We start from the raw sequence: 25646 nt of genomic DNA on the forward strand, positions 1-25646 counted from the left end.
TTACAAAGATTTCTCAATATAGTAGCGTGGACGATGCTTAGATTCCAAATAAATTTTGCCAATATAGCTTCCCAGTATGCCCATAGAAATCATAAGGAATCCGCCAATAAACCATATTGAGCACATAAGCGATGACCAACCAACAGCAGTGTGATTGGTAAATAAAGACACAATTACGTATACGAACATTGCAAAACCAATAACAATAGAAAGCAATCCCATATACGTAACTAATTTAAGCGGCTTAACGGAGAATGAAGTAATACCCTCTAAAGCGAAAGAAATCATTTTCCGCAAAGGGTATTTTGAAACTCCAGCAGTTCTTACTCCACGCTCGTAATAAACTTTGCCAGTTTTAAATCCAAGCATTGGCACAATTCCGCGCAGGAATAAGTTGACTTCACTGTATTCGGAAAGAGCATCCAAAGCAATTGCGCTCATTAGGCGATAATCAGCATGATTTGGCACAACTTCCGCACCCATTGAAGCAAAAACCTTGTAAAAAGCCAAAGCCGTATTGCGCTTAAACCAAGTGTCTTTTTTGCGCGAAGAACGAACTCCGTAAACAACCTCGCAATGTTCTTCAACAAATTTCTTAAGCATTTCGTCTACTGCATTTACGTCATCTTGTAAATCAGAATCCATAGAAATAGCAGCGTCGCAACCTTGCTTGCGAGCGTACATAAGCCCTGCGTAGAGCGCATTCTGGTGACCGCGGTTATGCGCAAGCTTTACTCCGCCAAAAAGTGAAGGGTTTTTGCGATTAAAAGAAGCAATTAAATTCCATGTTGAATCTTTAGAACCGTCATCTACAAAAATCACCTTGCTGTAAGAGTGAATGAGTTCTTGATTCATAAGATAATTCATCTTCGCTTGGAGGACTTCGGCGGTTTTAGAAATGCCTTCTTCCTCGTTAAAACAAGGTACAACAATGTATAAAATTGGAACACTTTTACGCTCATTGTTTAACGAAGTATTCATAATCTAACGATCTCCAACAGATTTACCTACAACAAACAGTATAGTATATTACGAGAATCTAAATTATTTATTATCTCTTCTCATGAGGCGTATCTTTTTCTGCAATTTTGCAATAATAGACGGGAAGGCTATTTTCTTCGCTGTTTTTACGATTTTTTCGCCAATAACATAGCGTGCAGAAGTGCGAATATTACTAATTTCCTGCTCGCATAATTCGCTTTTGCGCTCAAAATCAAGCATGCGCTCTTTTAGCCACAAAGTGCGAGAAGTGGCGTTAAGCTGCAACTTTTGGAATTCGTTATAAGCTTTTTCGTCGTAAAAATACGTTGGTAAGTTGTGTGAATTTCTTTCGTAATTCAGAACCTCTAATACTTCTTTTAACTTATCTTGGACGATGTTTGCCAACGATTCAGCAGTTACTCGCGTATGGCAATCGTGAACGAAGCTTTCCACAAGAGCATTCGCGTATCCTTGATTGTATGTTTCAAGAAGCCCTTCGCTTTCAAGCCATTTTCCAACCTCTAACACCGAATCAACTTCAAGCGGTGCTTCGTTGAATGAGGTATGATGCTCTATTGAAAGCCAGAAGTTTTCTGGAATTGTTTTACTGTTAAGGTTTTCGAACCCTTCGTCAGCTCCAATGCTGAACCTGCCATAAGCATTTTCGTATGATTTAGCCAAATCGCAATACATAATATTTTGAGCTGCTAATGCTGCGCGAGTGCTAAAAGTCATAAGAGTTGCAGGAGTATCGTTAACTCCAGCTTCAATGTGAGCAGATTTCAGAAATTCAGTTCTCCATACTTTCTGCCAGCCATAGTTGTAGCAACTGTTTATTAGAAGCTCTGCAATATCTTTAGGAGCGTAAGACCCGTAATAAGTATCTTGCAGTGTGTCATCATTATTTACAGGTCTAATAAAGCTTTCTTCAGAAAGATCAATATTATGTTTAATATCATTTTTAATGGAACAATCAATTAGATAATCACTATGCAAACTCTTATTGTTAAAGAACTCAAGATCAATGATCTTATTTTTATTGTTAGAGCATTTAAGCATATTATCTAAAGCGGCTCTAAGCACGTTTTCGTTGATTATATAGCTTGAAGGCATAAAAATAGTGTATTCTCCATGAGCGTAATCAACCGCTTTAGAGAGCATATCTTTTACAGTATATAAATTGTCATTTTGCAGAATTGTAAAGCGTTTATCTTTATCTGTAAATCTGTTAGCAATATTAAGAGTGCTGTCCAAAGAATGAGAGTCAACAATAATAAATTCGCAAGAAATATTGCTTATAGAAGTGCAAGCTTTAAGAGAATCAACAATCCAAGAATGAGCATTATGCGTAAAAATAACAAGAGAAAGCTCAGGATTAGATTCTGCTTTGTGTGCTTTAACTTCGTACGAGGATCCTAAGAAATCCATGTAGTAATCCATAAACTCTGGCCTTAAACGTGAAGCCATAAGGAAAACTTCTTTTGAATCCATAGAACTAAAAACTTCGCGAATAAGCTTGCGTATTTCCGGATTCTTATCGTCAAAACCAAACTCAGTAATTAACGAATTAACGTAATCAAATTCGCGTGAATAAAAAGCTTGTAAAACTTCGCGTGAAATATTCTGCTTACTGAGAAACTCGCGCATATCACGCAAACGGTCAAACGGAAGATGAAAATCTTTCAATAAACTAGAAGCGCCAGGATTAGTTTGACGATAATAGTAGTACTTTCCAGGATTCCAGCAGATTTTATTTGCTAAAACCATAGTTTGCGCAAAGAAAGGATTATCAGTCCAACCTGCTCCAGGAATCGGCTTAAAACGTATGGTTTCATTATTTTTGTTATCTCCGTTAAGAAAATCTTTGCGGTAAATAGCGGACCAAATAGAAGGATGATGGTAGAAAGGCTCAGCAAATTCATTCAAGCTAAAAATAGACCTGTGTTTAGGCATAAAATAACACAAGTTTGGCGTGTCTACTGCATCCTTATATCCATCTTTTCCATCGTAAAAAAGCCAGTATCCGCCTTTAATAATATCGATCTTTTCATTCGTAAGATCTGTATTGCTTAAAAGACGCTCATACATGTGCGGATCGATAAAATCATCCGGCTCAACAATGCTAATCCACTCGCCTTGAGCGCGTTCTAAACCACGATTGCAAGTGGCTCCATAGCCCTCGTTTTCTTTTTCAATAACAACGAATCGACTATCTTTTTCAGCAAAAGATTTCATAATATCGATGGAACCGTCTTTGCTCCCATCTGAAAACATTAAACATTCCCAATCAGTAAAAGTTTGATTTTGGATAGACTCTAAACATTCTGGTAAAAAGGCTTCAACATTATAAATTGGAACGATAATCGATACTTTCGGCATACGTACGATGTTAGCATAAATGTCTTATGTGTAGCACTTGCGTGTATTCGTATCATATTTGATTAAGCACATTCAATTACAATATAACTGATATTATAGGGAACGTGAAAAATCTCATAACTCGTTGTCGAAACAAGTACGCTTATGCAAATATCGTACTTCGTGGTTTAGTAAAAACCGATTTTAAGCTGCGCTATCAAGGCTCCTTCTTAGGCGTAGCATGGTCGGCGTTGAAGCCGTTGATGATGTTTTGTGTGATGTATCTTATTTTTGGCAAGTTTTTGCGAATGACAGATGGCACACCGACTTATCCTGTGGTGTTATTACTAGGTATTAGTGCATGGCAGTTTGTGCAAGAATCAACCTCGATCGGTTTGCGCTCGCTTGTAGATCGTGGCGATTTGTTGCGCAAAATTCATTTTCCAAACTACATTGTGGTGGTTTCAGCAACAGTTGGTTCTTTAATAAGCTTCTTAATCAACTTAGTAGTTGTGCTTATTTTTGCAATTATTGGAGGAGTGCATTTTACTTGGAGAGTGGTTCTGTTGCCAATAAGTTTGGTGCAGATTTACGCGATTGCAATTGGTATGGCGTTAATAATGTCTACTATGTACGTGTTTTTCCGCGATATTTTGCATATTTGGGAAGTGGTTCAACAGCTACTGTTTTACGGCATGCCAATTATTTATCCGCTTAGCTATGTGATTAATAAAGGCGGTATTTTTGCGGCACTGGCAAAGCTTGAGCTGCTTAATCCTATAGCACAATGCATTCAAGATATGCGTCACAATATGTTGGCTCCAGACACGCAACCAACTGTGTGGAGTGAATTTGGATTCTCTTGGATGTCTTGTGTGCCACTTTTACTTACTGTGCTCATAGTGTGGCTGGGAGTTTATCTATTTAGAAGAAACAGTCGTCTTTTCGTAGAAGTTATGTGACGATGTTGAAAATTGCGAAAATTTTACGACAGTTATGACGGGGAAGTGGAATTTATGAATACATTACAGGAAGAAGCGGAAGTGACGGCAACGCGAGAAGCTGAAGTGGATGTAGCGCGAGAAGCGGAAGCAAGCGACGACGATATTGTTCTATCAGTCAATCATGTAGGCAAGTATTTTAAACTACCAACAGAGCAAGCAACTGGTCTAAAGCAAGCGTTTATAAATCTTACAAAAGGTATTAAAGGCTATAAAATTCAGAACGTTCTTAAAGACATAAGCTTTCAAGTGCATCGCGGTGAATTCTTCGGAATCGTCGGTCGAAACGGTGGTGGAAAATCAACGCTACTAAAAATCATTTCGCAAATCTATTACCCGAATACTGGAAGTGTAAAAGTAAAAGGCAAGCTTGTGCCGTTTATTGAGCTTGGTGTTGGATTTAATCCGGAACTTACCGGCCGCGAAAACGTGTATCTTAACGGAGCTTTACTTGGCTTCACTCGCGCAGAAATCGACGCAATGTACGACGATATTGTGGAATTTGCTGAGCTTGAAGATTTTATGGATCAAAAGTTAAAGAATTATTCTTCTGGTATGCAAGTTCGCTTGGCTTTTTCTGTGGCAATTAAAGCGCAAGGAGATATTTTAGTTCTTGATGAAGTTTTGGCTGTTGGTGACGAAGCTTTCCAGCGCAAGTGCGATTCTTTCTTTACTGAAATTCGAAAAGATCCTACTAAAACAGTTATTCTTGTTACGCATGATATGAATGCTGTTAAACGCTATTGCACACGTGCGATGATGATCAGTGATGGTGAAGTTGCTGCGATTGGCAATACTGAGTCCGTGGCAGATCAATATACTTTGGCAAATATCGAAGCTGAACGCGAAAAGCAAAATAAGCTTGGCGAAAAGCTGGGCAAGGGTCAGTATGCTCAAGGTTTGAATGCAAAGTGCCCGTTGCTTAGGACGTATGCTTTGGAAGACAAGATTTACAAAAGTAGCGATACTTTCCGTTTTGCTGTTGAGTATCAGTATGACGAGCCGGGTGACTTCTATTTGGCGATCGCTTTGCATGACGTTCGACGTGGTGGAATCACTTACGATACTGGTTCTAAAGTGCTGAAAATGCAAAAGCGTGGGCATCAAACAGTGTATTTTGAAATGCCGCTAAATTTGTTTAACAATGGCGAGTTTACGCTGTTTACTTCTTTACGCACACCTAGCCCAACTGAGGATGATTATACAGATTTGCTAGCTGTGGCTGTTGACGAGAACGCTTGCACGTTTGTGATTAGAGATAGTCGCAATCGTGATTATGCTTTACTAAGCGATCGCGCGATGACGATTAAGCAGGTTTCGTGAAACATTTGCCGGTAATTTCTCCGGCGTTTTGTAGCTGTTTCTTCCGTTACTTACTTGTTGTTGGTTGAGTTGAAAATCTTATCCCAACTTTCAACGCTCGCCATATCGTAGCTGCGGTACTCTCTAGACAGTTTCTTCCACTTACGCAACATTTTTAACGCCAAAAGTGCGTCCGCACGCAACATTCTACGGAATAACTTGCTATCTCGTTGGAAAAGATTCAGCGTAGTGCCATCTGGAGCCGTAACAATTGCGGTATTAACTCCAACAAACGAAGGCCAAGAAACGTCTTGAGCTGGGATTGCAACTTCTGGGCGAGGATTCTTTGCGTGCTTTTCGTGCGCAAACAAAGCCTTAATCGTTGCGTGCTTTTGTGTTTTACGCAAAGCCTTAGCGTCATGTGCAGTAAACGGGCTTACGTGTTCGCGCAAAACCTCACTAATGAGTGCCTTATCGTTTACCGGCTGCGTGTCGCTAAACGCTTGGCGCGCTTTACGAACCTCGCCAAGCTTTTGTGGCATTGAATCAACAATATATTGCGGTCCGCGCAAGATATCCTGTAATCCCATATGATGCAAATGCATTGCAGAATACGCAAGTTTTAAGCCGGAAGCCAAGTCGCTTCGAAGCATTTCAATCGCGAAACGTAAGCTTGGATGAGTGCAATGAAGTAATCCACAAATCCAACGATTGCGCTGGAAGAAGTACTCTTCCCAAGTGCGTGAAGGATCCTTATCGTGCCAAGCTTGATGCCAAACTGCCACTCCTGGCAGGCAAATCGTGTGGTATCCGTGCTCAAGTGCTCTAATCGAATATTCAGTATCGTCAAACTTAATAAACACAGGTAGCGAAAGACCGATTTCTTTCATAATCGCAGTTGGAATAAGGCTCATCCACCAACCGTTGTAATCAGTGTCTATTCGCTGGTGACGTTCTGGGCAATCTTGCAAAGTAATCGCTGCAAAATCATGATTGTAATCAAGATTCTGTGAAGGCTTCATCCACACATTGTTGCGCGTGAAACGCTCACCTTGAGTGTAAAGGACGGTACGATTATCCAAGTGAAGCATTCCGCCGCCAATAATGGCTGGTTTAATTGTGTAATCAGCAAACTGAAGCGCGCGAAGAATACACTCTGTTTCACTAATTGCGTCGTCGTCGAGAAGCATTGTGTAACTGCTTTTTCCTGCTTTAAGCGTTTCAAACATGCCGCGCGAGAATCCGCCGGAACCGCCTAAATTAGCCTGCTGAATATAGGTGAGCTGGTTGCCAAGATTTGCGCTTGTTTCATTAAATCCAGGCTGATTCTTAACTAAATCGGTGCCTTGATCTGTGCAATAAATTGTGTCAAGTCGCGCGCGAAGTGCTTTGTTTTCTGCTATTGCCTTCAGCTGATTGTGGCAGTATGAAGGGCGATTAAACGTAGTAATAGCAATAGAAAAAGTGCTATTTGATTGCTTAGCTGAATCTTCCTGATGCTTTGTGTTGCTAAATTGCACTTTATTTACAAAAGGAACACTCCATTCGGCATTGCTAACAGTTAGACTGCTAGAATCGCTTGCTTTAGCTTCAAACCAAAAATATCCACCGTCTGCAAGACCGGTCATAGGTATTTCGTAGCTAATAATTTGTGTATCTTGCGTAACTTGTGCTGGCTGGTTTGGTTGCTGTTTATTAGAATCAAACTCAAACTTTTGCACAGGATACGTAAGCCCGCGGCCAGTCGATCGCATAAGTTGCAAGTAGCCAGTGCCTTCAACACTGGCAGTGAACTTAACAGTTTTTACGCTCGTCCAATGCTGCCAATAGCTTGCAGGAAAAGCGTTAAAGAAAGTGCAAAGAGACACATGTTTTCCAGATGCAATGCAAAGTGAGTTGCGCGAAAGAACAGTGCAAACCCCTTGAGTTTCAACATTTGGCAAATGACTGCTAGTGTCTGCAAGAAGCTTTTTAAAATCAGTAAGATTGAGATTATTTATATCGATTGCGCGCATATTCATACGAGGATCGAGCACAGTGCGCTGCAAATACGAGCGATGCCAAGGAATTACGTAAAGTGGCATAGTAATTTCAGCGTCTTTTACAGGGTAAACAACACGATTTACAACTTCCCAACTTCTATTGTTGCTATTTGCGCTGCTAGTATTTTGCGCTTCTTGTATTTCTTGGGTTTTTGCACTCTTTGCCTTAGTCATATTAGATATTATATATACGCTTAAGCCTATTCTTAGAATGTATTGTGCATGAATGAATTGAGTTGGAGCATAGTTTGAATAATAAGCCCAACTAAAAGTACGAAAGGTAAATGATATGACGCAAGCAGCAATCTCCCAAAATGCAACTTACCCAGATTTAGTAGTTGTTGGAGCAGGATTGTTCGGCTTAACTGTAGCTCAACAAGCAGTGGAGCATACTGGCGCTCGCGTTGAAATTATTGACGTTCGTAATCATATTGGCGGCAATGCTTACTCGTATTTTGACGAGCGAACGGGAATCGAAATTCACAAGTATGGTGCGCATCTTTTCCACACAAGCAACAAACGCGTGTGGGATTATGTGAACCGTTTTACGTCGTTTACTAACTACGTGCATCGCGTGTACGCAACTCACGACGGCGAAGTTTACCCGTTGCCAATCAACTTGGGTACGATTAACCAATTCTTCCATGCGCACTACACGCCAGAAGAAGCGAAGGCTTTGATTGCAAGCCAAGCGGGGGAGTTTGCTGGCAAAGATCCGCAAAATTTGAACGATAAGGGCATTAGCTTAATTGGGCGTCCGCTTTATGAAGCGTTTATTAAAAACTACACAGCAAAGCAGTGGCAAACGGATCCTTCTGAGCTTCCTGCTGGAATTATTAAACGCTTGCCTGTGCGATTTAACTACAATAATCGTTATTTTAAAGACACTTGGGAAGGCTTGCCAACGGACGGCTACACAGCTTGGATGCAGCGCATGATTGACGATCCGCGTATTCACGTTTCGCTTGGCGTAGACTTTTTCGACGAGTCGCAGCCATTTAACAAGCGCGCGTTGGCGGAGGCTGGAGTGCCGGTTGTTTATACCGGTCCGGTTGATAGGTATTTTGACTATGCGCTCGGCGAGTTGAAGTGGCGCACTGTGGACTTTAAGGAAGTGCGTTACGAGGAGAGCGACCATTTTGGCTGCCCAGTTATGAACTATTCGGATGCTGATGTGCCATTTACGCGCGCGATTGAGTTTAAGAACTTTAATCCAGAGCGTGAAGAAGTTGGCGGAGAGGCTAGTGGCGATACTAGCGGTGAAGCTGATTTTGTGCCGGGTAAAAGTGTGAAAGCTGGGGAAACTGTAGTGTGGCAGGAGTATTCTCGCGCTGCAACTCGCGACGATGAGCCTTACTATCCTGTGAATACTGATGCAGATAAAGCATTGTATGCGCGCTATGCGGAGCTTGCTGCGGCTGAGCCTCGCACAGTTTTCGGCGGTCGCTTGGGCACTTACAGCTATTACGACATGCACAACGTAATCGACATGGCTTTGCGCGCTTATGAATCGCAAGTAGCGCCGCTGCTTAAGTAGTCTCAACTTTCGTCGCCGCAAACATTTGCCGGGGATTTAGTCGTGGTTAGTCGCCTCGGCGCGCGCGAGTTTGCAATATCTCAAATTCGTGGTATTCTATTTAAGTTGTTTGCTTATCAAGCGATTTGGTTGTTAAGTTAACATTTGGAGAATTCGCCTAGTGGTCTATGGCGCACGCTTGGAAAGCGTGTTGGTGTAACAGCCTCACGAGTTCGAATCTCGTATTCTCCGCGCCTAGGGTTTCTAGCCAATTGCTAGAAGCCCTTTTTTCATGCCGAAAACCCGATTGATGCTTAACCCAATTTCGTCACCCAAATTCGTCACTCAAATTCAGTGCCCTAATTCAGCATAATGCTGCTCGACTTGCGCTTTAATAGGCTTCCATAAATCAGCGTGAGAGTCGTACCACGATATTGTTTCTTGCAAGCCTTGCTTCAGATTGTTGTACTTAGGCTCCCATTTTAATTGCGTTCGAATTTTCGTAGTATCTAGTGCGTAACGCCTATCCTCGCCTATTCTGGGATTTACATACGCTATATTTGTTTCCGGCATGCCCATTAACTGCATCAAAATCCGCAAAATATTTATGTTGTTAACTTCACAGTTGGCACCGATATTATATGTTTCACCGATTGTTCCACGCGTTAGAACATGCCATATTGCGTCGCAATTATCTTCAACGTGGATCCAATCGCGTATCGAATCTCCTACGCCGTACAATTTTGCTGGCATATTGCACATAATATTTGTAATTTGGCGAGGAATAAACTTTTCAATATGCTGTCGTGGACCGTAATTATTGCTGCTATTCGAAATAGTTGCGCGCAAACCGTAAGTCCTACACCATGCTTTTACCAACAGATCGCCTGCAGCTTTGCTTGCAGAATATGGACTAGACGGACAATATGGACTTGACTCGTCAAATTTAAGCACGCTGTCAATAGGAAAATCCCCGTAAACTTCATCGGTACTTACTTGATGGAAACGAATATTATATTTGTGTGCAAATTTAATGAGCGTATGCGTTCCTAAAATATTTGTGCTTATAAATGGGTCAGAAAACTCGATTGCATTATCGTTGTGTGATTCTGCAGCAAAATTTACAATTGCGTCGATAGCAGGAAGTGTTGTTCCCTCTGCCGTTTTAATTGGATTATGCGGATCTAATAGCTGATCAACTATATTTTCGTCTCGAATATCTCCGCGAATAAAAGCGTATCGGTTGTTTGCAAAATCTTGAGGTAAATCGTAAAGATTTGCCATATTCCCAGCGTAGGTAAGCAAATCAAGTACCGTAACAGCAACCGTTGTATGATGTTTAGCTATGTAATGCACAAAATTAGATCCAATAAAGCCTGCGCCGCCAGTAACTAAAATGTGGTGTGGTTGAAAAGCATTACTGCTTGATGCGTAGTTGTGCATGTTACCGCCTTCATATGGCTAGTGCGTTGATTTTATTGTTTAATATGCGCATTTTGAATTGTAATTTTTTAATACTATACATTTCTTTCGTGTGTGCAAGTAGAGTATGTTTCTCTAAAGTGTTGTTTACCAGCAAATTAGTTGAGTAGATGTGCAATAATTACTGCATGTTTGCTTGTTTGGGGATGCGAGGTGAATCTAATAATGGTTAAGTTTTCTTGGCGTAGCAGTGCGCATGATTTGGATTCATCAAATATTGATTCCTCTTCAACAAAAAAGCAACAATCTTCGAAATTGCAATCAACAGGTTCAAAGACTTTTGACACATCAAAAGCTGCAGCAAAAGCAATCGAAGGTACTCCAAATAAACCTAATCCAGCGTTAAATCATTCTACAAACGCTATTCTTGTAGGAATATTTTTAACTCTTTTGGGTGGCGCATTTTGGGGTGCAAACGCAACAGTTTCGAAAATCCTTATGTCGACGTATCACGTATCTCCTTTGCAAATCGCTTGCGTTCGTCAAATTGCTGCCGGCATGTTATTTGTCATTACTGCTGCAGTGTGCACTCCTAAGCAGTTAAGTGGTGCTGTGAAAACTGGTCGCACATGGATTTCGATGGCGTTTACTGGCGTAGTTTGCGTGCTTCTTACGCAAGTTTCGTATTTATGGACTATTGATTGGACTAATTCTGGCACTGCTACTGTGCTTCAAAGCCTTAACTTACTGTTTGTTTTGGTTTATGTGTGTTTTCGCGCTCGCCGCGTGCCAACTATGCGCGAAACTATTGGAGTTGTGCTAGCTTTTGCAGGAACTGCTTTAATGGCTACAGGTGGTAATCTTTCTTCACTATCTTTGCCTATTATGGGTTTGCTTTGGGGTCTTGCAGATGCTGCGTCTACAGCGGCGCTTGCTATTATGCCTGTGAAATTGATTGCAAAATGGGGAAATCTGACTGTTAATGGCATTACGTTTATTATTGCTGGTTTTATTATGCTCCCGTTTGTGCGACCGTGGGAAACGATGCCTGCATTAGATTTGCGTGCTATGCTGCTTTTTACTTTTACTGTTATTGCTGGAACTTTTGGAGCATATTGGCTGTTCTTAGAGGGCATTATGCGAGTAGGTTCTGTTCGTGGTACTTTGCTTGGAGCTAGCGAGCCTGTTACTGCTGCAATTACTGCTGTTATGTTTACTGGAGCCGTTTTTTCATGGGCAGATTTTGTGGGATTCGGGCTTATTTTCGTAATGATGATTTTGCTTTGCAAACGTAGCGCTCAGTAATTTTTAAAGTAACGCATTAAAATAAAACGCTTGTTGTGTCGTACGAGGCGTACAGGCTGCTAAAATGGGAGGTGACTATGTCGCGTACACCAGTTTGCAAACGGGAAGGCAATTATGTCAATAATTCTTGAAGGCAATCCAAAAAAGCAGATGATGTTAGTTACGGGTCGTGCATACCCAGAGCTTGCTAATGAGACTGCACAGTATCTTGGTATTGATGTGCTTGAGACTACTGCCTACGATTTTGCGAATGGCGAAATGTATGTGCGCTTTACTCAGCCTGTCCGTGGCTCAGATGTGTTTGTGCTTCAGGCACATACGAATCCTATTAACAATTGGATTATGGAACAGCTGCTTATGGTCGATTCTTTGCGACGCGCATCTGCTCGCAGTATTAACGTGGTTGCACCGTTCTTTGGATATTCGCGTCAGGATAAAAAGCATCAGGGACGTGAGCCTATTACTGCTCGCCTCATGTTTGACTTATTCCGCGCTGCTGGCGCCACGCGCATTTTGACTGTCGACATGCACGCAACTCAGGAGCAAGGTTTCTTTGATGGTCCTGTTGACCATTTGACTGCGATGCCTGTGCTTATTGATTATGTGCGAAACTCTATGAAGCTCGACAACGCAACTATTGTTTCTCCTGATGCTGGTCGCATCAAAGTCTCTGAGCAATGGGCTGCAAAACTCGGAGATTTACCTCTTGCTTTTATTCATAAAACGCGCGATATTACTCGTCCAAATCATGCTGAAGCTCATGGCATTATCGGTGAGATTAAAGGACGCGATTGCATTGTTGTTGACGACATGATTGATACTGCTGGCACTATTTGCGAAGCTGTACGCACTTTGCGTGAGGCTGGAGCAAAATCTGTTACTTTGGTTGCAACGCATGCTTTGCTTTCTGGACCTGCTGTTGAGCGCTTAAAAGCTGCTGGAGTTCGCGAGATCATTGTGACGGATACAGTTCCTGTGCCTGAAGAGAAGCGTCTTGATAATATGACGGTTCTTTCGATTGCGCCGCTTCTTGCTGCTGGTATTCGTTCCGTGTTCCGCTCTGGATCGCTTGTGTCGCTTCGCAACGCACTTCCGGAAGATATGAAACAGCATAATATTTACGCATAAAGCGCATAAAACGTACAATATATAAAACAAATAACCGCATAATTCGTGTAACTGCATAAGCTTTATGCATTAACGTACGGGTTCAAAACGGCAGGAGGCAAATATGGTCGCCAATAACACAACAGCAGTTGCAGAAAATAATGAATCGCAAGAAGCGTTGCAATCTGATGCTTCCAGAGCGATTATTACCGTTGTCGGCTGCGATACCGTTGGTATTATTGCAAAAGTTACTTCGCATGCTGCCGAGCATAATGTAAATATTTTGAATATTTCTCAAACAATTGTCGACGGATTCTTCAACATGATGATGATTGTTGACGTGTCTACTGTTGATTGCGAATTTGGCGACTTTGCTGCAGGATTAGAAACGCTAGGAGACGAAATTGGCGTGCGTATTCGCTGCCAGCGTAGCAATATTTTCACTGCAATGCACAGAATCTAAAATCCGCAGCAATCTAAGTAAATGTAAGGAAGTACACAATGCTCAACCTGATGGAAGTAAGCGAAACTAATTCGATGATTGAGCAAGAACAGCTCGACGTTCGCACAATCACCATGGGAATTAACCTGCTAGATTGCGCTTGCGAAAACTTGCAGGACGTTTGTAACAAAGTTGAGGAAAAAATCACACGTCTTGCAAAAGATCTCGTCAAAACAGGTAACGATATTTCGCGCGACTACGGAATTCCAATTGTAAACAAGCGAATTACCGTAACTCCAATTTCGCTTGTTGGAGCGTCATCTTGTAAAAAGCCTGAAGATTTTGTGCAAATTGCGCACGCATTAGACAGAGCAGCACACACTGTTGGAGTTGATTTAATTGGTGGGTATTCGGCGCTTCCTGCAAAGTCGATGACTGCAGCAGACCGCATGCTTATTGAGTCGCTTCCACAAGCCTTAAGTGAGACGGAAATTGTGTGCTCGTCTGTGAATGTTGGCTCGACGCGAACTGGTATAGACATGGATTGCGTAGAGCTGCTCGGACGCACGATTAAAAAGATCGCTGAAGCTACAGCTGGAAACGATTCTTACGGTTGTGTTAAATTCGTGGCTTTTTGCAATGCTCCGGACGACAATCCGTTCATGGCAGGCGGCTTCCATGGTGTAACTGAAGGCGATGCTGTGATCAATGTTGGCGTGTCTGGTCCTGGCGTTGTTTCGAGTGCACTCGATGCTGCTAGAGGAAAAGACTTTGCTTTTCTATGCGAAACTATTAAGCGCACTGCGTTTAAGATTACTCGTGTAGGTCAGTTGGTTGCGCAAGAGGCTTCTCGTAGGCTTGGTGTGCCGTTTGGAATTATAGACTTGTCGCTTGCTCCAACTCCTGCAGTTGGCGATTCTGTTGGCGAAGTGCTTGAGAAAATCGGTTTGGACCAGGTTGGTGCTCCTGGCACAACTGCTGCGCTCGCTATGCTGAACGATCAAGTTAAGAAGGGCGGCATTATGGCAAGTAGCTATGTTGGCGGTCTTTCTGGAGCGTTTATACCCGTTTCGGAAGATGCAAATATGATTGCTGCTGCGAAGTCTGGCTGCTTGACTATTGAAAAGCTTGAAGCAATGACATGCGTTTGCTCAGTCGGTCTTGACATGATTGCGATTCCTGGAAATACTTCCGCTGCAACGATTTCTGGCATGATTGCGGATGAATCTGCAATCGGCATGATTAATCAAAAAACTACCGCTGTGCGAATTATTCCAGTAATTGGAAAAGGTGTAGGCGAAATGGCGAACTTCGGCGGATTAATGGGATATGCGCCGATTATGCCAGTAAACCAAACAAGCTGCGAAGCTTTCGTAACTCGCGGCGGACGTATTCCTGCTCCAGTACACAGCTTCAAGAATTAGCTACGTTTCGACTTGCTTTCGTGCTTTGCGGGCACAAGCGTCGCGTCTGGCTTTAATTTTGATGCGCAAGTTGTTACTAGCTTTTAGTACGAGCGCATTTTGTACGGTATGCTAGCGATTATTGCACGTTAATTAGCACAGGTTCGCTATGCAAACCTTGTACTCGTTTGTGCTCAATGCGTAAAACGTAAGTTCCGCGATTCACTTTTGGCAAATCCTCATCAGCGGTGCAGCCTTTGCCGGAAGTGGAATTAGTGTTCCAAGTAATTTTCTTCTCAAAATGGTCGCCTTTTGCCATAAGAAGAGGTTTCAAAGGCATATCGCATACGTCTGAACGCCATACTGCATGGGATAAGTAGTCAACGCTCTTACTGGAGTCTTTAAAGTCTTTGCTGTCTTTGCTATTTTTGCTGTCTTGATTATTTTTCTTTTTATTATCTTTAGTTGTTTGCTTACCTTGCGTAACTTCTTCACTACTATTAATCGTTAAAACAGCATTCATATCCGATGCGTCAATAAGGCAAGAAGAGTTTCCTTCGTACACAAATCGTTCTGTCAATTCAACGCTACCGCCCATGGGAACAGTTTGTGACTTAGTAGAAAGCTCAAGACGAATATCTTTAGCAGTGCAATGAGGTGTTAAGCCAACAGGACGAGGGTCTGGCACTGGTTGACGAACAATAGTAACTTCATGGCCAGCAATCGCTTTACCAATAGCAGCAATACCCTTACTCAAGCTAATAACGCAAAATATGACCAGCATAATCAAAAGCAACAAAGCAATACCAACAACAATTCTGCGGCGACGATACATTTTTTGTTTTGCTGCACTCATGTTGCGTACGGGCTTACGCACGGGTTTGCGCATCGGGTTGCGAAATGATGTTGCACTCGCATTGCGATGCGGTTTACGTGGTGACGTAGTTGGCATTGACATATTTACCATTGTAATACATAAGTCGATGAGATGAACTGTACTCACTACACAAGGTAGACTCACATACAAAGTAATTAAGTTGTTAATTAAAGAGTTACAAAAGCAGCGTAATTAGTTAGTTACTTAAGGTAGTGCTAAAGTGCCATCCGGCAATATAGTGATAAGACTGTCATGATCGAGCGAAGCAATGCATTTGTCAAGTTGCGTTTGATTCGACCATAAATTGTTGATCTCGCAACGTTGCAATACCTGCTGTTTTTTATGTGCTTCACGCAATGCCTGCAAAATAATGCCGCGCACTTGCCGATTAGTGCCGGCAAAATGTTGCTGTGGGCGGGTATGGTGGCCAAGACCTGGAAATCCAGCAGCTTTGAAACGGCACCATGTTTGCAAAGGGCATGTAGTGCATTGCGGAGATCGTGCTGTGCAAATGGTAGCACCAATTTCCATAATTGCCTGATTCCAAATGGATGAAGTGCAAGTAGTGTTGGTGGTGTTAGTAGCGTTAGCAGTGGCAGTAGTAACATGATTATCTTCCGGCAATACTGCTGCAGCAAGCTCGCGGTCAGATTGCGTTGTGCTGCCACCATGCGATTCAGTTCCAGTAAAAGCGCGCATAAGTACGCGGCGAATATTTGTATCAATCACCGCAATGTGCTTGCCATAAGCAAAGCTGAGTATTGCACTTGCTGTGTAATCGCCTACACCTGGCAAGGCAATAAGTTCTTCATAGGTGCATGGCAGCTTATTGCGATATGTTGTTGCTACAACTTGAGCACAAGATTGTAAACGTAACGCGCGTCGAGGGTAGCCGAGGCGACCCCAAGCTGTAATAATTTCAGCACTCGTAGCGTGGGCTAGTGATTGTGCATCTGGCCAAGTTTGCATCCAAGTGAGCCAATAAGGTACAACGCGGCTCATTTGCGTTTGCTGGCTCATTACTTCACACACAAGCACACCCCAAGGGGTAGTGTGCCCAAACCTCCAAGGCAAATCGCGTGCACAACTATGCCAAAAAAGTGCAACATTATCGCGCGTAAGTGTTGCCAATTCGCGCAATGGCTGAGAAGTTTCTTCGGTGAGATGTTCTTCGGTGAGAGATTGTGAATCTTGCTGCATGCTTGATTATGTAAACGTCGTATACTTTCGTGATTACTTTCCGCCTGTAAAACCGAGTTGCCTCCACGCTTCATACACTGCAATAGAAGCACAATTTGTAAGATTCAAACTACGAAGTGACGGGCGCATAGGAAGACGCACCTGCTCTGCCACATGTGGACCAGCCATAACATCCATTGGATCAGGAATATCTCCTGGCTCTGGTCCAAAAAGCAGAATATCGTTCGACTTATATTCAATTTCAGTGTAAAGTTTCGTAGCATTTGCAGTAAACGCAATAATTCGCGAATTTGGCATTGACTCAACTAAATTCTCAAAATTCGGGTGCAAAACAACGTGAGCCATATCGTGATAATCCAAGCCTGCGCGACGTAATTTAGTATCGTGCAAATTAAAACCAAGCGGCTCAACCAAGTGCAAGATAGTGCCAGTTACAGCGCAAAGTCGAATTGCGGAACCTGTATTTCCTGGAATACGAGGGGAGTAAAAGCAAAGGTGAGGGGTGTGCGTTTCTGCGCGCGCGGCATCGTCGGCACTGAGCATTGCGTCCATAACGCTAATCGGATTTCCGTGAGCGTCGGTTACAAGCTCGTCTGGGCCATAATTTGATTTGCGGTAGCCGTACTCGTACATTTGCTCTACGCGGCTTGCTGCTGCTTTGTGTGCTTCGGTTTGCTCTTCGGTTTGCTTTTTGGTTTTGGCTGCTGCTTCTTGCGTATTCTCGCTGTTATTCATGCTATTCCTTAGCTTTTTAAGTATCTTTACGTAACTTCGTAATCGTAACGTATTTAGTTTACTCGCAACTTGCACATTACTATTGCGAGCGTTCGTTATTAGTGGGGAAAAGTCCGGAGTTTTTGGTAGAGTAGACAGACTGTGTAAGGTGTGTCATATAGCGGGCATGCTCATGGAACCGAAGAAGGCGCCCGCGCATCGCAACTTGCTTATTTGGCAGTTTCGTTTGCCGCGATTTTCTTTAGTTTTTCAAAGATTAAATAGTTAACTAGCGAGTGATAAAGGAACGTCCATTGGCTGCTGAACAAGCTATGACGAGCACCACGAAAGTCATCGCACGTGCTGACGAACATGATATTAAGTTGCATAAAGCGTCAGATCGTGTGAATTTTGGCTCCATTTGTGAGCCTATTGATGTGCCATACCTCCTCGGCGTGCAAACCGACAGCTTCGATTGGTTGATCGGCTCTGAACGCTGGAAGAAGCGCGTTGCAGAAGATGAAGCAAACGGAACTCACACCGTGCCTCATGTTTCTGGTCTCGACGAAGTCTTCCAGGAGATTTCCCCAATTGAGAACTTTGCTGAGACGATGAGCCTCACATTCTCTGATCCATACTTTGAAGAGCCACGTCACACTGTGCTCGAGTGCAAGGAAAAGGATTACACCTATTCTGCTCCACTTTATGTGAATGCTGAGTTTGAAAACGGCGAAACTGGCGAAATTAAGAGCCAGACTGTTTTCATGGGTGATTTCCCATTGCAAACTCCTCACGGCACATTCATTATTGGTGGCACCGAGCGAGTAATCGTTTCGCAGCTTGTGCGCTCTCCAGGCGTGTACTTTGATCGTACACAAGATCGCACTTCCGACAAGGATGTTTTCGGTGCGAAGATTATCCCAAGCCGCGGTGCATGGTTGGAATTTGAGATTGACAAGCGTGATGTTTTAGGCGTTCGCGTAGACCGTAAGCGTAAGCAGTCCGCAATCGTATTCCTTATGGCAATCGGCATGACGAAAGACGAAATTGCAGATGCTTTCCAAGGCTATCCACTTGTTTTGGATGCGCTCGCAAAAGAGCCTATTGAAACGCAAGACGATGCACTTACCGATTTGTATCGTAAGATTCGCCCTGCAGATACTGCAACTCCAGAAGCTGGTCGCAATCTTCTCGATTCCTTCTACTTCAACACAAAGCGTTACGATTTGGCTCGCGTTGGTCGCTATAAGATCAACCGCAAGCTCGGTATTGAAGCAGATTACAGCGATCGCAGCTTGAATCGCGAAGATATTATCGCAACTATTAAGTACTTGGTAACGTTGCATTCTGGCGAAAAAACCTTCCCAGGTAAGCGCGACGGTCAAGACGTACAGTTGCGCGTTGACGTTGACGATATCGATCATTTCGGCAACCGTCGTATTCGTCAGGTTGGCGAGCTTGTGCAGAATCAGCTTCGTACCGGCTTAAGCCGCATGGAGCGTGTTGTGCGCGAACGTATGACAACTCAGGATGCAGAGGCAATTACTCCTCAGTCCTTGATTAACATTCGTCCAGTAAACGCAACTATTAAGGAATTCTTCGGAACTTCCCAGCTCAGCCAGTTTATGGATCAAAACAATCCTTTGGCAGGCGTTACGAACAAGCGTCGTCTTTCCGCACTTGGTCCTGGTGGTCTTTCTCGCGATCGCGCTTCTATGGAAGTTCGAGACGTGCACCCATCCCACTTCGGACGTATGTGCCCAATCGAATCCCCAGAAGGTCCAAACATCGGTCTTATCGGTTCTTTGGCAACCTTCGGACGCATCAATCCATTCGGCTTCATCGAAACCCCATACCGCAAGGTTGTGAATGGTCACGTAACTAATGAAGTCGAATACATGACTGCAGACCGCGAAGCCGAGCACGTTATTGCTCAAGCAAACCAGGAACTCGACGAAAACGGCAACTTCGTTGGCACTCAAGCACTTGCTCGCGTGGACGAAGAAGAAGCAGTCGATGTGCCTGTAAGCACTGTAGATTACATGGACGTTTCCCCACGTCAGATGGTTTCTCTCGGCGCTTCCTTGATTCCATTCTTGGAGCACGATGAAGGCCACCGCGCATTGATGGGTACGAACATGCAGCGTCAGGCTGTGCCGCTTATTAAGTCGGAGCGACCACTTGTTGGTACCGGTTCTGAATGGCGTGCAGCAGTTGATTCTGGCGACGTAATCTTGGCTGAAAAGCCGGGCGTAGTAACTTACGTTTCTGCAGATATTATTCGCGTTATGAACGACGATGGAACTCAGTCCAGCTACAAGCTTTCAAAGTTCCAGCGTTCTAACCAGACTACTTGCTACAACCAAGTGCCGCTTATTAAAGACGGCGAGCGCGTTGAAACTGGTACAGTTTTGGCAGACGGTCCTGCAACCGAAAAGGGCGAACTTGCATTGGGTAAGAATTTGCTCGTTGCATTCATGCCTTGGAACGGTTACAACTACGAGGATGCTGTGATTATTTCCCAGCGTCTTGTGCAAGACGATACGCTTTCTTCTATTCACATTGAAGAATACGAAATCGACGCTCGCGAAACCAAGCTTGGTTCCGAAGAGATTACTCGTGACTTGCCAAACGTTGGCGAAGATGCGATTGCAAATCTCGACGAGCGCGGCATTATTCGTATTGGCGCTGAAGTCGAAGCTGGCGATATTTTGGTTGGTAAGGTAACTCCTAAGGGCGAAACCGAGCTTACTCCAGAAGAGCGTTTGCTCCGCGCAATCTTCGGCGAAAAGAGCCGCGAAGTGCGCGATACTTCTTTGCGCGTGCCACACGGCGAGACTGGTACTGTGATTGCAGTTAAGGAAATCACTCGTGAAGACGCTGAAGACGACGGTGACGAGCTTCCAAACGGCGTGAACCAAATGATTCGCGTTTACATTGCTCAGCATCGTAAGATTACGCAAGGCGATAAGCTTTCCGGTCGTCACGGCAACAAGGGTGTTATTTCCCGCATTTTGCCAGAAGAAGATATGCCATTCTTGGCTGATGGTACTCCAGTTGACATCATGCTTAACCCGTTGGGTGTGCCTTCTCGAATGAACTTGGGTCAGGTGCTCGAGCTTCACTTGGGTTGGATTGCTCACGCTGGCTGGGATATTAACTTGGATCCAGACTTGGAAGCAGCTTGGAAGAAGTACGTGCCGCAAGGTGCTGAGCATGGCGATCCATGCACTCCAGTTGCAACGCCAGTATTCGACGGCGTGCGACCAGAAACTTTGAAGGGCTTGCTTTCTACAACACTCGCAAATCGCGATGGTGACAAGCTTGTTGGCTCTGACGGTAAGGCAACCTTATTCGACGGTCGTACTGGTGAGCCATTCCCGAAGCCAATTTCTGTGGGCTACATGTACATTTTGAAGCTGCATCACTTGGTTGATGATAAGATTCACGCACGTTCCACTGGTCCTTACTCCATGATTACCCAGCAGCCGTTGGGTGGTAAGGCTCAGTTCGGCGGTCAGCGCTTCGGCGAAATGGAAGTGTGGGCGCTCGAGGCTTACGGTGCTGCTTACACATTGCACGAAATGATGACTACGAAGTCTGATGACGTCGACGGTCGTGTGCGCGTGTACGGTGCTATCGTCAAGGGCGATAACCTGCCACCAGCTGGCATTCCTGAATCATTCAAGGTGTTGCTTAAGGAAATGCAGTCGCTTTCGCTTAATGTTGAGGTGTTGAACGCTGAAGGCGTCGCAATCGACATGAAGGATGAAGAGGACGACCCAGTTTCATCTTCCGACGATCTTGGCTTCAATATTGGCGCTCGACCAGATTCGTCCGCCAAGGAAGATCAGATTGCTGTTGAACCTGAATACCAGTGATTCGGTAACGAACACACTTTAAGAAATTAAGAAACGTTAAAAACAATTTCATGAGACAGGACGATAAGAGTGCTGGACGTCAACGCATTTGACAAACTGAGGATTGGACTGGCAACCGCCGAAGATATCCGTAGCTGGAGCCACGGCGAAGTAAAGAAGCCAGAAACCATTAATTACCGTACCCTAAAGCCAGAGAAGGACGGTCTGTTCGGTGAGCAGATCTTCGGTCCAACTCGCGATTGGGAGTGCGCATGCGGCAAGTATAAACGCGTGCGCTTTAAGGGAATCGTGTGCGAACGATGCGGCGTAGAAGTTACCCGCAGTCGCGTTCGCCGCGAACGCATGGGTCATATTGAGCTTGCAGCTCCGGTAACGCACATTTGGTTCTTCAAGGGTGTGCCAAGCCGTTTGGGCTACTTGCTCGACATTGCACCTAAGGATCTTGAAAAAGTAATCTACTTCGCAGCCTACATGGTTACGAAAGTCGACGAAGAGCAGCGTCACCAAGATCTTCCAGATTTGCAAGACGAATTCGATACAGAAATCGGCAACCTTCGCAAGCGTCGTGATAACGAAATTGAAGCGCGCGCTAAGAAAGTTGAAGAAGACTTGCATGAGCTGGAAGAATCTGGCGAAGGCAAAGGTGCTGCAAGATCTAAGTTGCGTGCTAGTGCAGAACGCGAAATGTCTGCTATTCGTACTCGCTATGACGAGCAAATTCAGCGTTTGAACGCCGTATTTGATCGTTTCAAGGGCTTGCGTGCCGGCGATATGGAAGGCGACGTTGACTTGTGGCGCGAGATGGAAGATCGCTATGGCGATTACTTCGAAGGCTGCATGGGTGCTGAAGCTATTAAGAAGCGTTTGCAAGATTTCGATTTGAAGTCTGCTGCCGAAGAACTTCGCGCAGAAATTGACAACGGAACCGGTCAGCGCAAGGCTCGCGCTTTGAAACGACTGAAGGTTGTAAACGCGTTCTTGACTACTGGAAACAAGCCAGAAGCTATGGTTTTGGACGTAATTCCAGTAATCCCACCAGACTTGCGACCAATGGTTCAGCTTGATGGTGGTCGTTTTGCAACTTCCGATTTGAACGATTTGTACCGTCGTGTAATCAACCGTAACAACCGTTTGAAGCGACTTATTGAGCTTGGTGCTCCTGAGATTATGCTTAATAACGAAAAGCGCATGCTTCAGGAAGCAGTCGACTCACTCTTCGACAACGGTCGCCGCGGACGCCCAGTAACCGGCGCATCCAACCGACCATTAAAGTCGCTCTCCGACATGCTTAAAGGTAAGCAAGGCCGATTCCGCCAGAACTTGCTCGGTAAGCGTGTTGATTACTCTGGTCGTTCCGTAATCGTCGTTGGTCCAAGCCTTCGCATGCATCAGTGCGGTTTGCCAAAACCAATGGCATTGGAGCTTTTCAAGCCGTTCGTTATTAAGCGTTTGGTTGATCAGGGCTTCGCTCAGAATATGAAGAGCGCAAAGCGTTTGGTTGACCGTGGCGACTCCGAAGTTTGGGGCGTTTTGGAAGAAGTTATTTCCGAACATCCTGTGCTTCTTAACCGCGCACCTACACTTCACCGCTTGGGTATTCAGGCATTCGAGCCGATTTTGGTTGAAGGTAAAGCAATCCACCTGCCACCACTTGCTTGTGCAGCATTCAACGCAGACTTCGATGGTGACCAGATGGCAGTGCATCTTCCGCTTTCTGCAGAAGCTCAAGCAGAAGCGCGCACTTTGATGATGGCTTCCGACAATATCTTGAAGCCAGCAGACGGTCACACCGTGACTATGCCTTCTCAGGATATGATTCTGGGTCTTTACTACTTGTCTACCGTAATTGACGGAGCAAAAGGTCAAGGCCGAATCTTCTCCTCGCTTGCTGAAGCTGAAATGGCTCTCGACAAGCATGAGATTGATATGCAAGCTAAGGTGCTGATTCGAGTTCCTGCAGACTTCGTATTGCCAAAGAATTGGGAGCCTGCTGAGCTTAAGGTTGTTGACCCTGAGCCAGGCAGCCCAGACGTTGTGCGCGAAGAGCGTTTTAAGGACGGGACTGTACTGTTTGCAACTTCTTGCGGACGCATTTTGTTCAACGGAACTTTGCCAGTCGACTATCCGTTCGTAAACGAGCAGGTGCCAAAGGGCGTACTTTCTAAGATCGTCGACGATATTGCAACTCGCTATTCTACAGCTCAAGTTGCAGCAACACTCGACGCTTTGAAGGATCTCGGCTTTACTCGCGCTCCTTGGTCTGGCGTAACGATGGCATTCTCTGACATTGTGCTTCCTCCAAATCGCGAGCAAATTGCGCAAGATTACGAGGATCAGGCTGCAAAAATCAACTCTCAATACGATATGGGTCTTCTTACAGACGAAGAGCGTCGTCAAGAGTTGATCAACTTGTGGACTGAATGCACCGACAAGGTTGCAGACGCAATGCGCGAAAACTTCCACGATGACAACAACGTGAACATCATGGTTCAGTCAGGCGCACGTGGTAACTGGATGCAGATTCGCCAGATTGCTGGTATGCGAGGTCTCGTGGCAAACCCTAAGGGCGAGATTATTCCTCGACCTGTTAAGTCAAATTACCGCGATGGTCTTTCCGTGTTGGAGTACTTCATCTCGCAGCACGGCGCTCGTAAGGGCTTGGCAGATACCGCACTTCGTACGGCAGAATCTGGCTACTTGACTCGTCGTCTTGTGGATGTTTCGCAGGAAGTAATCGTGCGTGAAGAAGATTGCGGCACTAAGCGCGGTCTTATGATGAAGATTGCTGATCGCGACGAAAACGGCAATTTGACGCTTGTTAAGGCTGCTGACGGTGGTCCATACTCGCGCTTGCTTGCTGCAGACGTAATTGATCCTGCTGACGGTACGACAGTTTTGGCAAAGTGTGGCGACGCACTTTCTATGGACGTTTTGCGTGATTTGGTTGCTCACGGCGTTGAGGAAGTTAAGGCGCGTTCTGTGCTTACTTGCGAATCCAAGCGCGGCGTTTGCGCAAAGTGCTACGGCTGGTCCTTGGCTACAAGCCGACTCGTGGATGTTGGTGAGGCTGTTGGTATTGTTGCAGCACAGTCCATTGGTGAACCTGGTACGCAGCTTACGCTTCGTTCCTTCCACTCTGGTGGCGTCGCTTCGGCTTCTGATATTACTCAGGGTCTTCCTCGTGTTACGGAGCTTTTCGAGGCTCGTACTCCTAAGGGTGAGGCTCCAATCGCTGAGTTCCCAGGCGTTGTGAAGGTCGAGGATACTGATCACGGCCGTCAGGTGACTTTGACTCCAGACGACACTACGATTGATCCAATCGTTTACCCAGTGACTCGTCGTGCGCCAATGCTTGTAAAAGATGGCGACCATGTTGAGGTTGGTACGCAGCTGATTGAAGGTTCTGTGGATCCTAAGAAGATTCTGCGTATTCTTGGTCCGCGTGCGGCTCAGGTGAACATCGTGGAAGAAGTGCACAACGTGTACCGTTCTCAGGGTGTTGATATTCACGATAAGCACATTGAAGTTATTGTGCACCAGATGCTTCGCCGTATTACGGTGATTGATTCTGGCGATACGGATCTTCTTCCAGGTGAGCTTGTGGATCAAGCAAAGTTCCGCGAGGCAAACTTGGCTGCTGTAAAGAACGGCGGAAAGCCTGCTGCTGGTCGACCAGAGCTTATGGGTATTACCAAGGCTTCTTTGGCTACGGATTCTTGGCTTTCTGCAGCATCGTTCCAGGAGACTACGCGTGTGCTTACTGAGGCCGCCTTGAGCCAGAAGGAAGATGACCTTAAGGGCTTGAAGGAGAATGTGATTATCGGTAAGCTCATCCCAGCTGGTACCGGTTTGGCACGTTACCGCAATGCTAGTGTGGAGCCGGATCCTCAGGTTCGCGACTCTATTTATCCGAACTTTGGTTTGGGCGGTGCAGATAGCACGCCTTCGAACTTCGGTGAGAGCGATATGGGCGATGTTGACTTCTCCAACATTGATTTTGGTGATATGAAGCTCGGCGACGACTTTAATCCAGATGACTTCCTTGACGATCAGGGTGGTCAGAGCGATTATGGCGACGAAGCTGAGTGATTGCGC

At 44.8% G+C, this 25646-nt stretch carries 16 protein-coding genes and 1 tRNA gene; 10 read left to right on the plus strand and 7 right to left on the minus strand.

Translation table 11 applies throughout. The features are described from left to right. The gene (locus HXT58_RS00990; protein ID WP_415706271.1) at positions 1-981 is read right to left on the minus strand and encodes a glycosyltransferase family 2 protein; all 981 of its coding nucleotides are present in this window, start codon (positions 979-981) and stop codon (positions 1-3) included. A gap of 63 nt (positions 982-1044) precedes the next feature. Beyond that, entirely contained in the window at positions 1045-3360 is a 2316-nt protein-coding gene (locus tag HXT58_RS00995; RefSeq protein ID WP_174163623.1) for a glycosyltransferase, read from the minus strand. 104 nt (positions 3361-3464) lie between these two features. Between HXT58_RS00995 and HXT58_RS01000 the strand changes: the two genes are divergently transcribed. Continuing rightward, on the plus strand, positions 3465-4301 hold the full coding sequence (locus tag HXT58_RS01000) for an ABC transporter permease (RefSeq protein WP_004107518.1): 837 nt from the start codon (positions 3465-3467) through the stop codon (positions 4299-4301). Between the two features lie 54 nt (positions 4302-4355). Further along, positions 4356-5663, plus strand: coding sequence for an ATP-binding cassette domain-containing protein (locus HXT58_RS01005; protein ID WP_174163626.1), 1308 nt, complete (start codon positions 4356-4358; stop codon positions 5661-5663). Between the two features lie 50 nt (positions 5664-5713). On the opposite strand, the gene HXT58_RS01010 is transcribed toward HXT58_RS01005, so the two are convergent. Then, positions 5714-7858 (minus strand): glycosyltransferase, encoded by a 2145-nt coding sequence (locus tag HXT58_RS01010; RefSeq protein ID WP_174163629.1) that lies wholly within the window; start codon positions 7856-7858, stop codon positions 5714-5716. A gap of 115 nt (positions 7859-7973) precedes the next feature. Here HXT58_RS01010 and HXT58_RS01015 point away from each other — a divergent pair, with 115 nt between their 5' ends. Together HXT58_RS01015 and HXT58_RS01020 are read left to right on the plus strand one after the other, a co-directional pair. Then, positions 7974-9221: a UDP-galactopyranose/dTDP-fucopyranose mutase family protein gene (locus HXT58_RS01015; RefSeq protein ID WP_004107524.1), complete on the plus strand. Its 1248-nt coding sequence runs from the start codon at positions 7974-7976 to the stop codon at positions 9219-9221. A 146-nt stretch (positions 9222-9367) separates the two neighbouring features. Beyond that, a tRNA-Ser gene (locus tag HXT58_RS01020) sits at positions 9368-9452 on the plus strand. A gap of 99 nt (positions 9453-9551) precedes the next feature. Here the strand turns inward: HXT58_RS01020 and rfbB are convergent. Next, entirely contained in the window at positions 9552-10643 is a 1092-nt protein-coding gene (gene rfbB / locus HXT58_RS01025; protein ID WP_415706273.1) for a dTDP-glucose 4,6-dehydratase, read from the minus strand. Between the two features lie 204 nt (positions 10644-10847). Here rfbB and HXT58_RS01030 point away from each other — a divergent pair, with 204 nt between their 5' ends. The 4 genes from HXT58_RS01030 (at position 10848) to HXT58_RS01045 (ending at position 14900) form a co-directional block, all read left to right on the plus strand. Then, positions 10848-11927, plus strand: a complete 1080-nt coding sequence (locus HXT58_RS01030; protein WP_415706275.1) for a DMT family transporter — start codon at positions 10848-10850, stop codon at positions 11925-11927. 114 nt (positions 11928-12041) lie between these two features. Then, a complete protein-coding gene (locus tag HXT58_RS01035; RefSeq protein WP_004107531.1) occupies positions 12042-13055 on the plus strand; it encodes a ribose-phosphate diphosphokinase in 1014 nt (337 codons plus the stop codon). A gap of 103 nt (positions 13056-13158) precedes the next feature. Then, a complete protein-coding gene (locus HXT58_RS01040) occupies positions 13159-13497 on the plus strand; it encodes an ACT domain-containing protein (RefSeq protein ID WP_004107532.1) in 339 nt (112 codons plus the stop codon). A gap of 38 nt (positions 13498-13535) precedes the next feature. After that, positions 13536-14900, plus strand: coding sequence for a PFL family protein (locus tag HXT58_RS01045; RefSeq protein WP_004118664.1), 1365 nt, complete (start codon positions 13536-13538; stop codon positions 14898-14900). Positions 14901-15018: 118 nt separating this feature from the next. Here the strand turns inward: HXT58_RS01045 and HXT58_RS01050 are convergent, their stop codons facing one another. The 3 genes from HXT58_RS01050 to HXT58_RS01060 all read right to left on the minus strand — a co-directional run bounded on the left by HXT58_RS01050 (position 15019) and on the right by HXT58_RS01060 (position 17691). Continuing rightward, the gene (locus tag HXT58_RS01050; RefSeq protein WP_415706281.1) at positions 15019-15831 is read right to left on the minus strand and encodes a peptide ABC transporter permease; all 813 of its coding nucleotides are present in this window, start codon (positions 15829-15831) and stop codon (positions 15019-15021) included. A 129-nt stretch (positions 15832-15960) separates the two neighbouring features. Continuing rightward, complete coding sequence (locus HXT58_RS01055; protein WP_101886129.1) at positions 15961-16956, minus strand: A/G-specific adenine glycosylase; 996 nt, start codon at positions 16954-16956, stop codon at positions 15961-15963. A 33-nt stretch (positions 16957-16989) separates the two neighbouring features. Then, a complete protein-coding gene (locus HXT58_RS01060; RefSeq protein ID WP_082851860.1) occupies positions 16990-17691 on the minus strand; it encodes a tRNA (cytidine(34)-2'-O)-methyltransferase in 702 nt (233 codons plus the stop codon). 311 nt (positions 17692-18002) lie between these two features. On the opposite strand from HXT58_RS01060, the gene rpoB reads away from it, so the two are divergent. Together rpoB and HXT58_RS01070 are read left to right on the plus strand one after the other, a co-directional pair. Continuing rightward, entirely contained in the window at positions 18003-21551 is a 3549-nt protein-coding gene (rpoB, locus tag HXT58_RS01065) for a DNA-directed RNA polymerase subunit beta (RefSeq protein WP_032835542.1), read from the plus strand. A 69-nt stretch (positions 21552-21620) separates the two neighbouring features. Continuing rightward, the gene (locus tag HXT58_RS01070) at positions 21621-25640 is read left to right on the plus strand and encodes a DNA-directed RNA polymerase subunit beta' (protein ID WP_004118670.1); all 4020 of its coding nucleotides are present in this window, start codon (positions 21621-21623) and stop codon (positions 25638-25640) included. Positions 25641-25646 lie beyond the last annotated feature (6 nt).

The organism is Gardnerella sp. KA01000, assembly GCF_049244035.1.
Classification (GTDB): domain Bacteria; phylum Actinomycetota; class Actinomycetes; order Actinomycetales; family Bifidobacteriaceae; genus Bifidobacterium; species Bifidobacterium leopoldii.

What these genes read in the sequence shown, in the direction of transcription:
- HXT58_RS01060 (WP_082851860.1), bottom strand. Translation starts at nt 17,691, where the DNA reads ATGAATAACAGCGAGAATACGCAAGAAGCAGCAGCCAAAACCAAAAAG.
- HXT58_RS01040 (WP_004107532.1), top strand. Translation starts at nt 13,159, where the DNA reads ATGGTCGCCAATAACACAACAGCAGTTGCAGAAAATAATGAATCGCAA.
- rfbB (WP_415706273.1), bottom strand. Translation starts at nt 10,643, where the DNA reads ATGCACAACTACGCATCAAGCAGTAATGCTTTTCAACCACACCACATT.
- HXT58_RS01005 (WP_174163626.1), top strand. Translation starts at nt 4,356, where the DNA reads ATGAATACATTACAGGAAGAAGCGGAAGTGACGGCAACGCGAGAAGCT.
- HXT58_RS01030 (WP_415706275.1), top strand. Translation starts at nt 10,848, where the DNA reads ATGGTTAAGTTTTCTTGGCGTAGCAGTGCGCATGATTTGGATTCATCA.
- rpoB (WP_032835542.1), top strand. Translation starts at nt 18,003, where the DNA reads ATGACGAGCACCACGAAAGTCATCGCACGTGCTGACGAACATGATATT.
- HXT58_RS01055 (WP_101886129.1), bottom strand. Translation starts at nt 16,956, where the DNA reads ATGCAGCAAGATTCACAATCTCTCACCGAAGAACATCTCACCGAAGAA.
- HXT58_RS01015 (WP_004107524.1), top strand. Translation starts at nt 7,974, where the DNA reads ATGACGCAAGCAGCAATCTCCCAAAATGCAACTTACCCAGATTTAGTA.
- HXT58_RS01050 (WP_415706281.1), bottom strand. Translation starts at nt 15,831, where the DNA reads ATGCCAACTACGTCACCACGTAAACCGCATCGCAATGCGAGTGCAACA.
- HXT58_RS00990 (WP_415706271.1), bottom strand. Translation starts at nt 981, where the DNA reads ATGAATACTTCGTTAAACAATGAGCGTAAAAGTGTTCCAATTTTATAC.
- HXT58_RS00995 (WP_174163623.1), bottom strand. Translation starts at nt 3,360, where the DNA reads ATGCCGAAAGTATCGATTATCGTTCCAATTTATAATGTTGAAGCCTTT.
- HXT58_RS01045 (WP_004118664.1), top strand. Translation starts at nt 13,536, where the DNA reads ATGCTCAACCTGATGGAAGTAAGCGAAACTAATTCGATGATTGAGCAA.
- HXT58_RS01035 (WP_004107531.1), top strand. Translation starts at nt 12,042, where the DNA reads ATGTCAATAATTCTTGAAGGCAATCCAAAAAAGCAGATGATGTTAGTT.
- HXT58_RS01010 (WP_174163629.1), bottom strand. Translation starts at nt 7,858, where the DNA reads ATGACTAAGGCAAAGAGTGCAAAAACCCAAGAAATACAAGAAGCGCAA.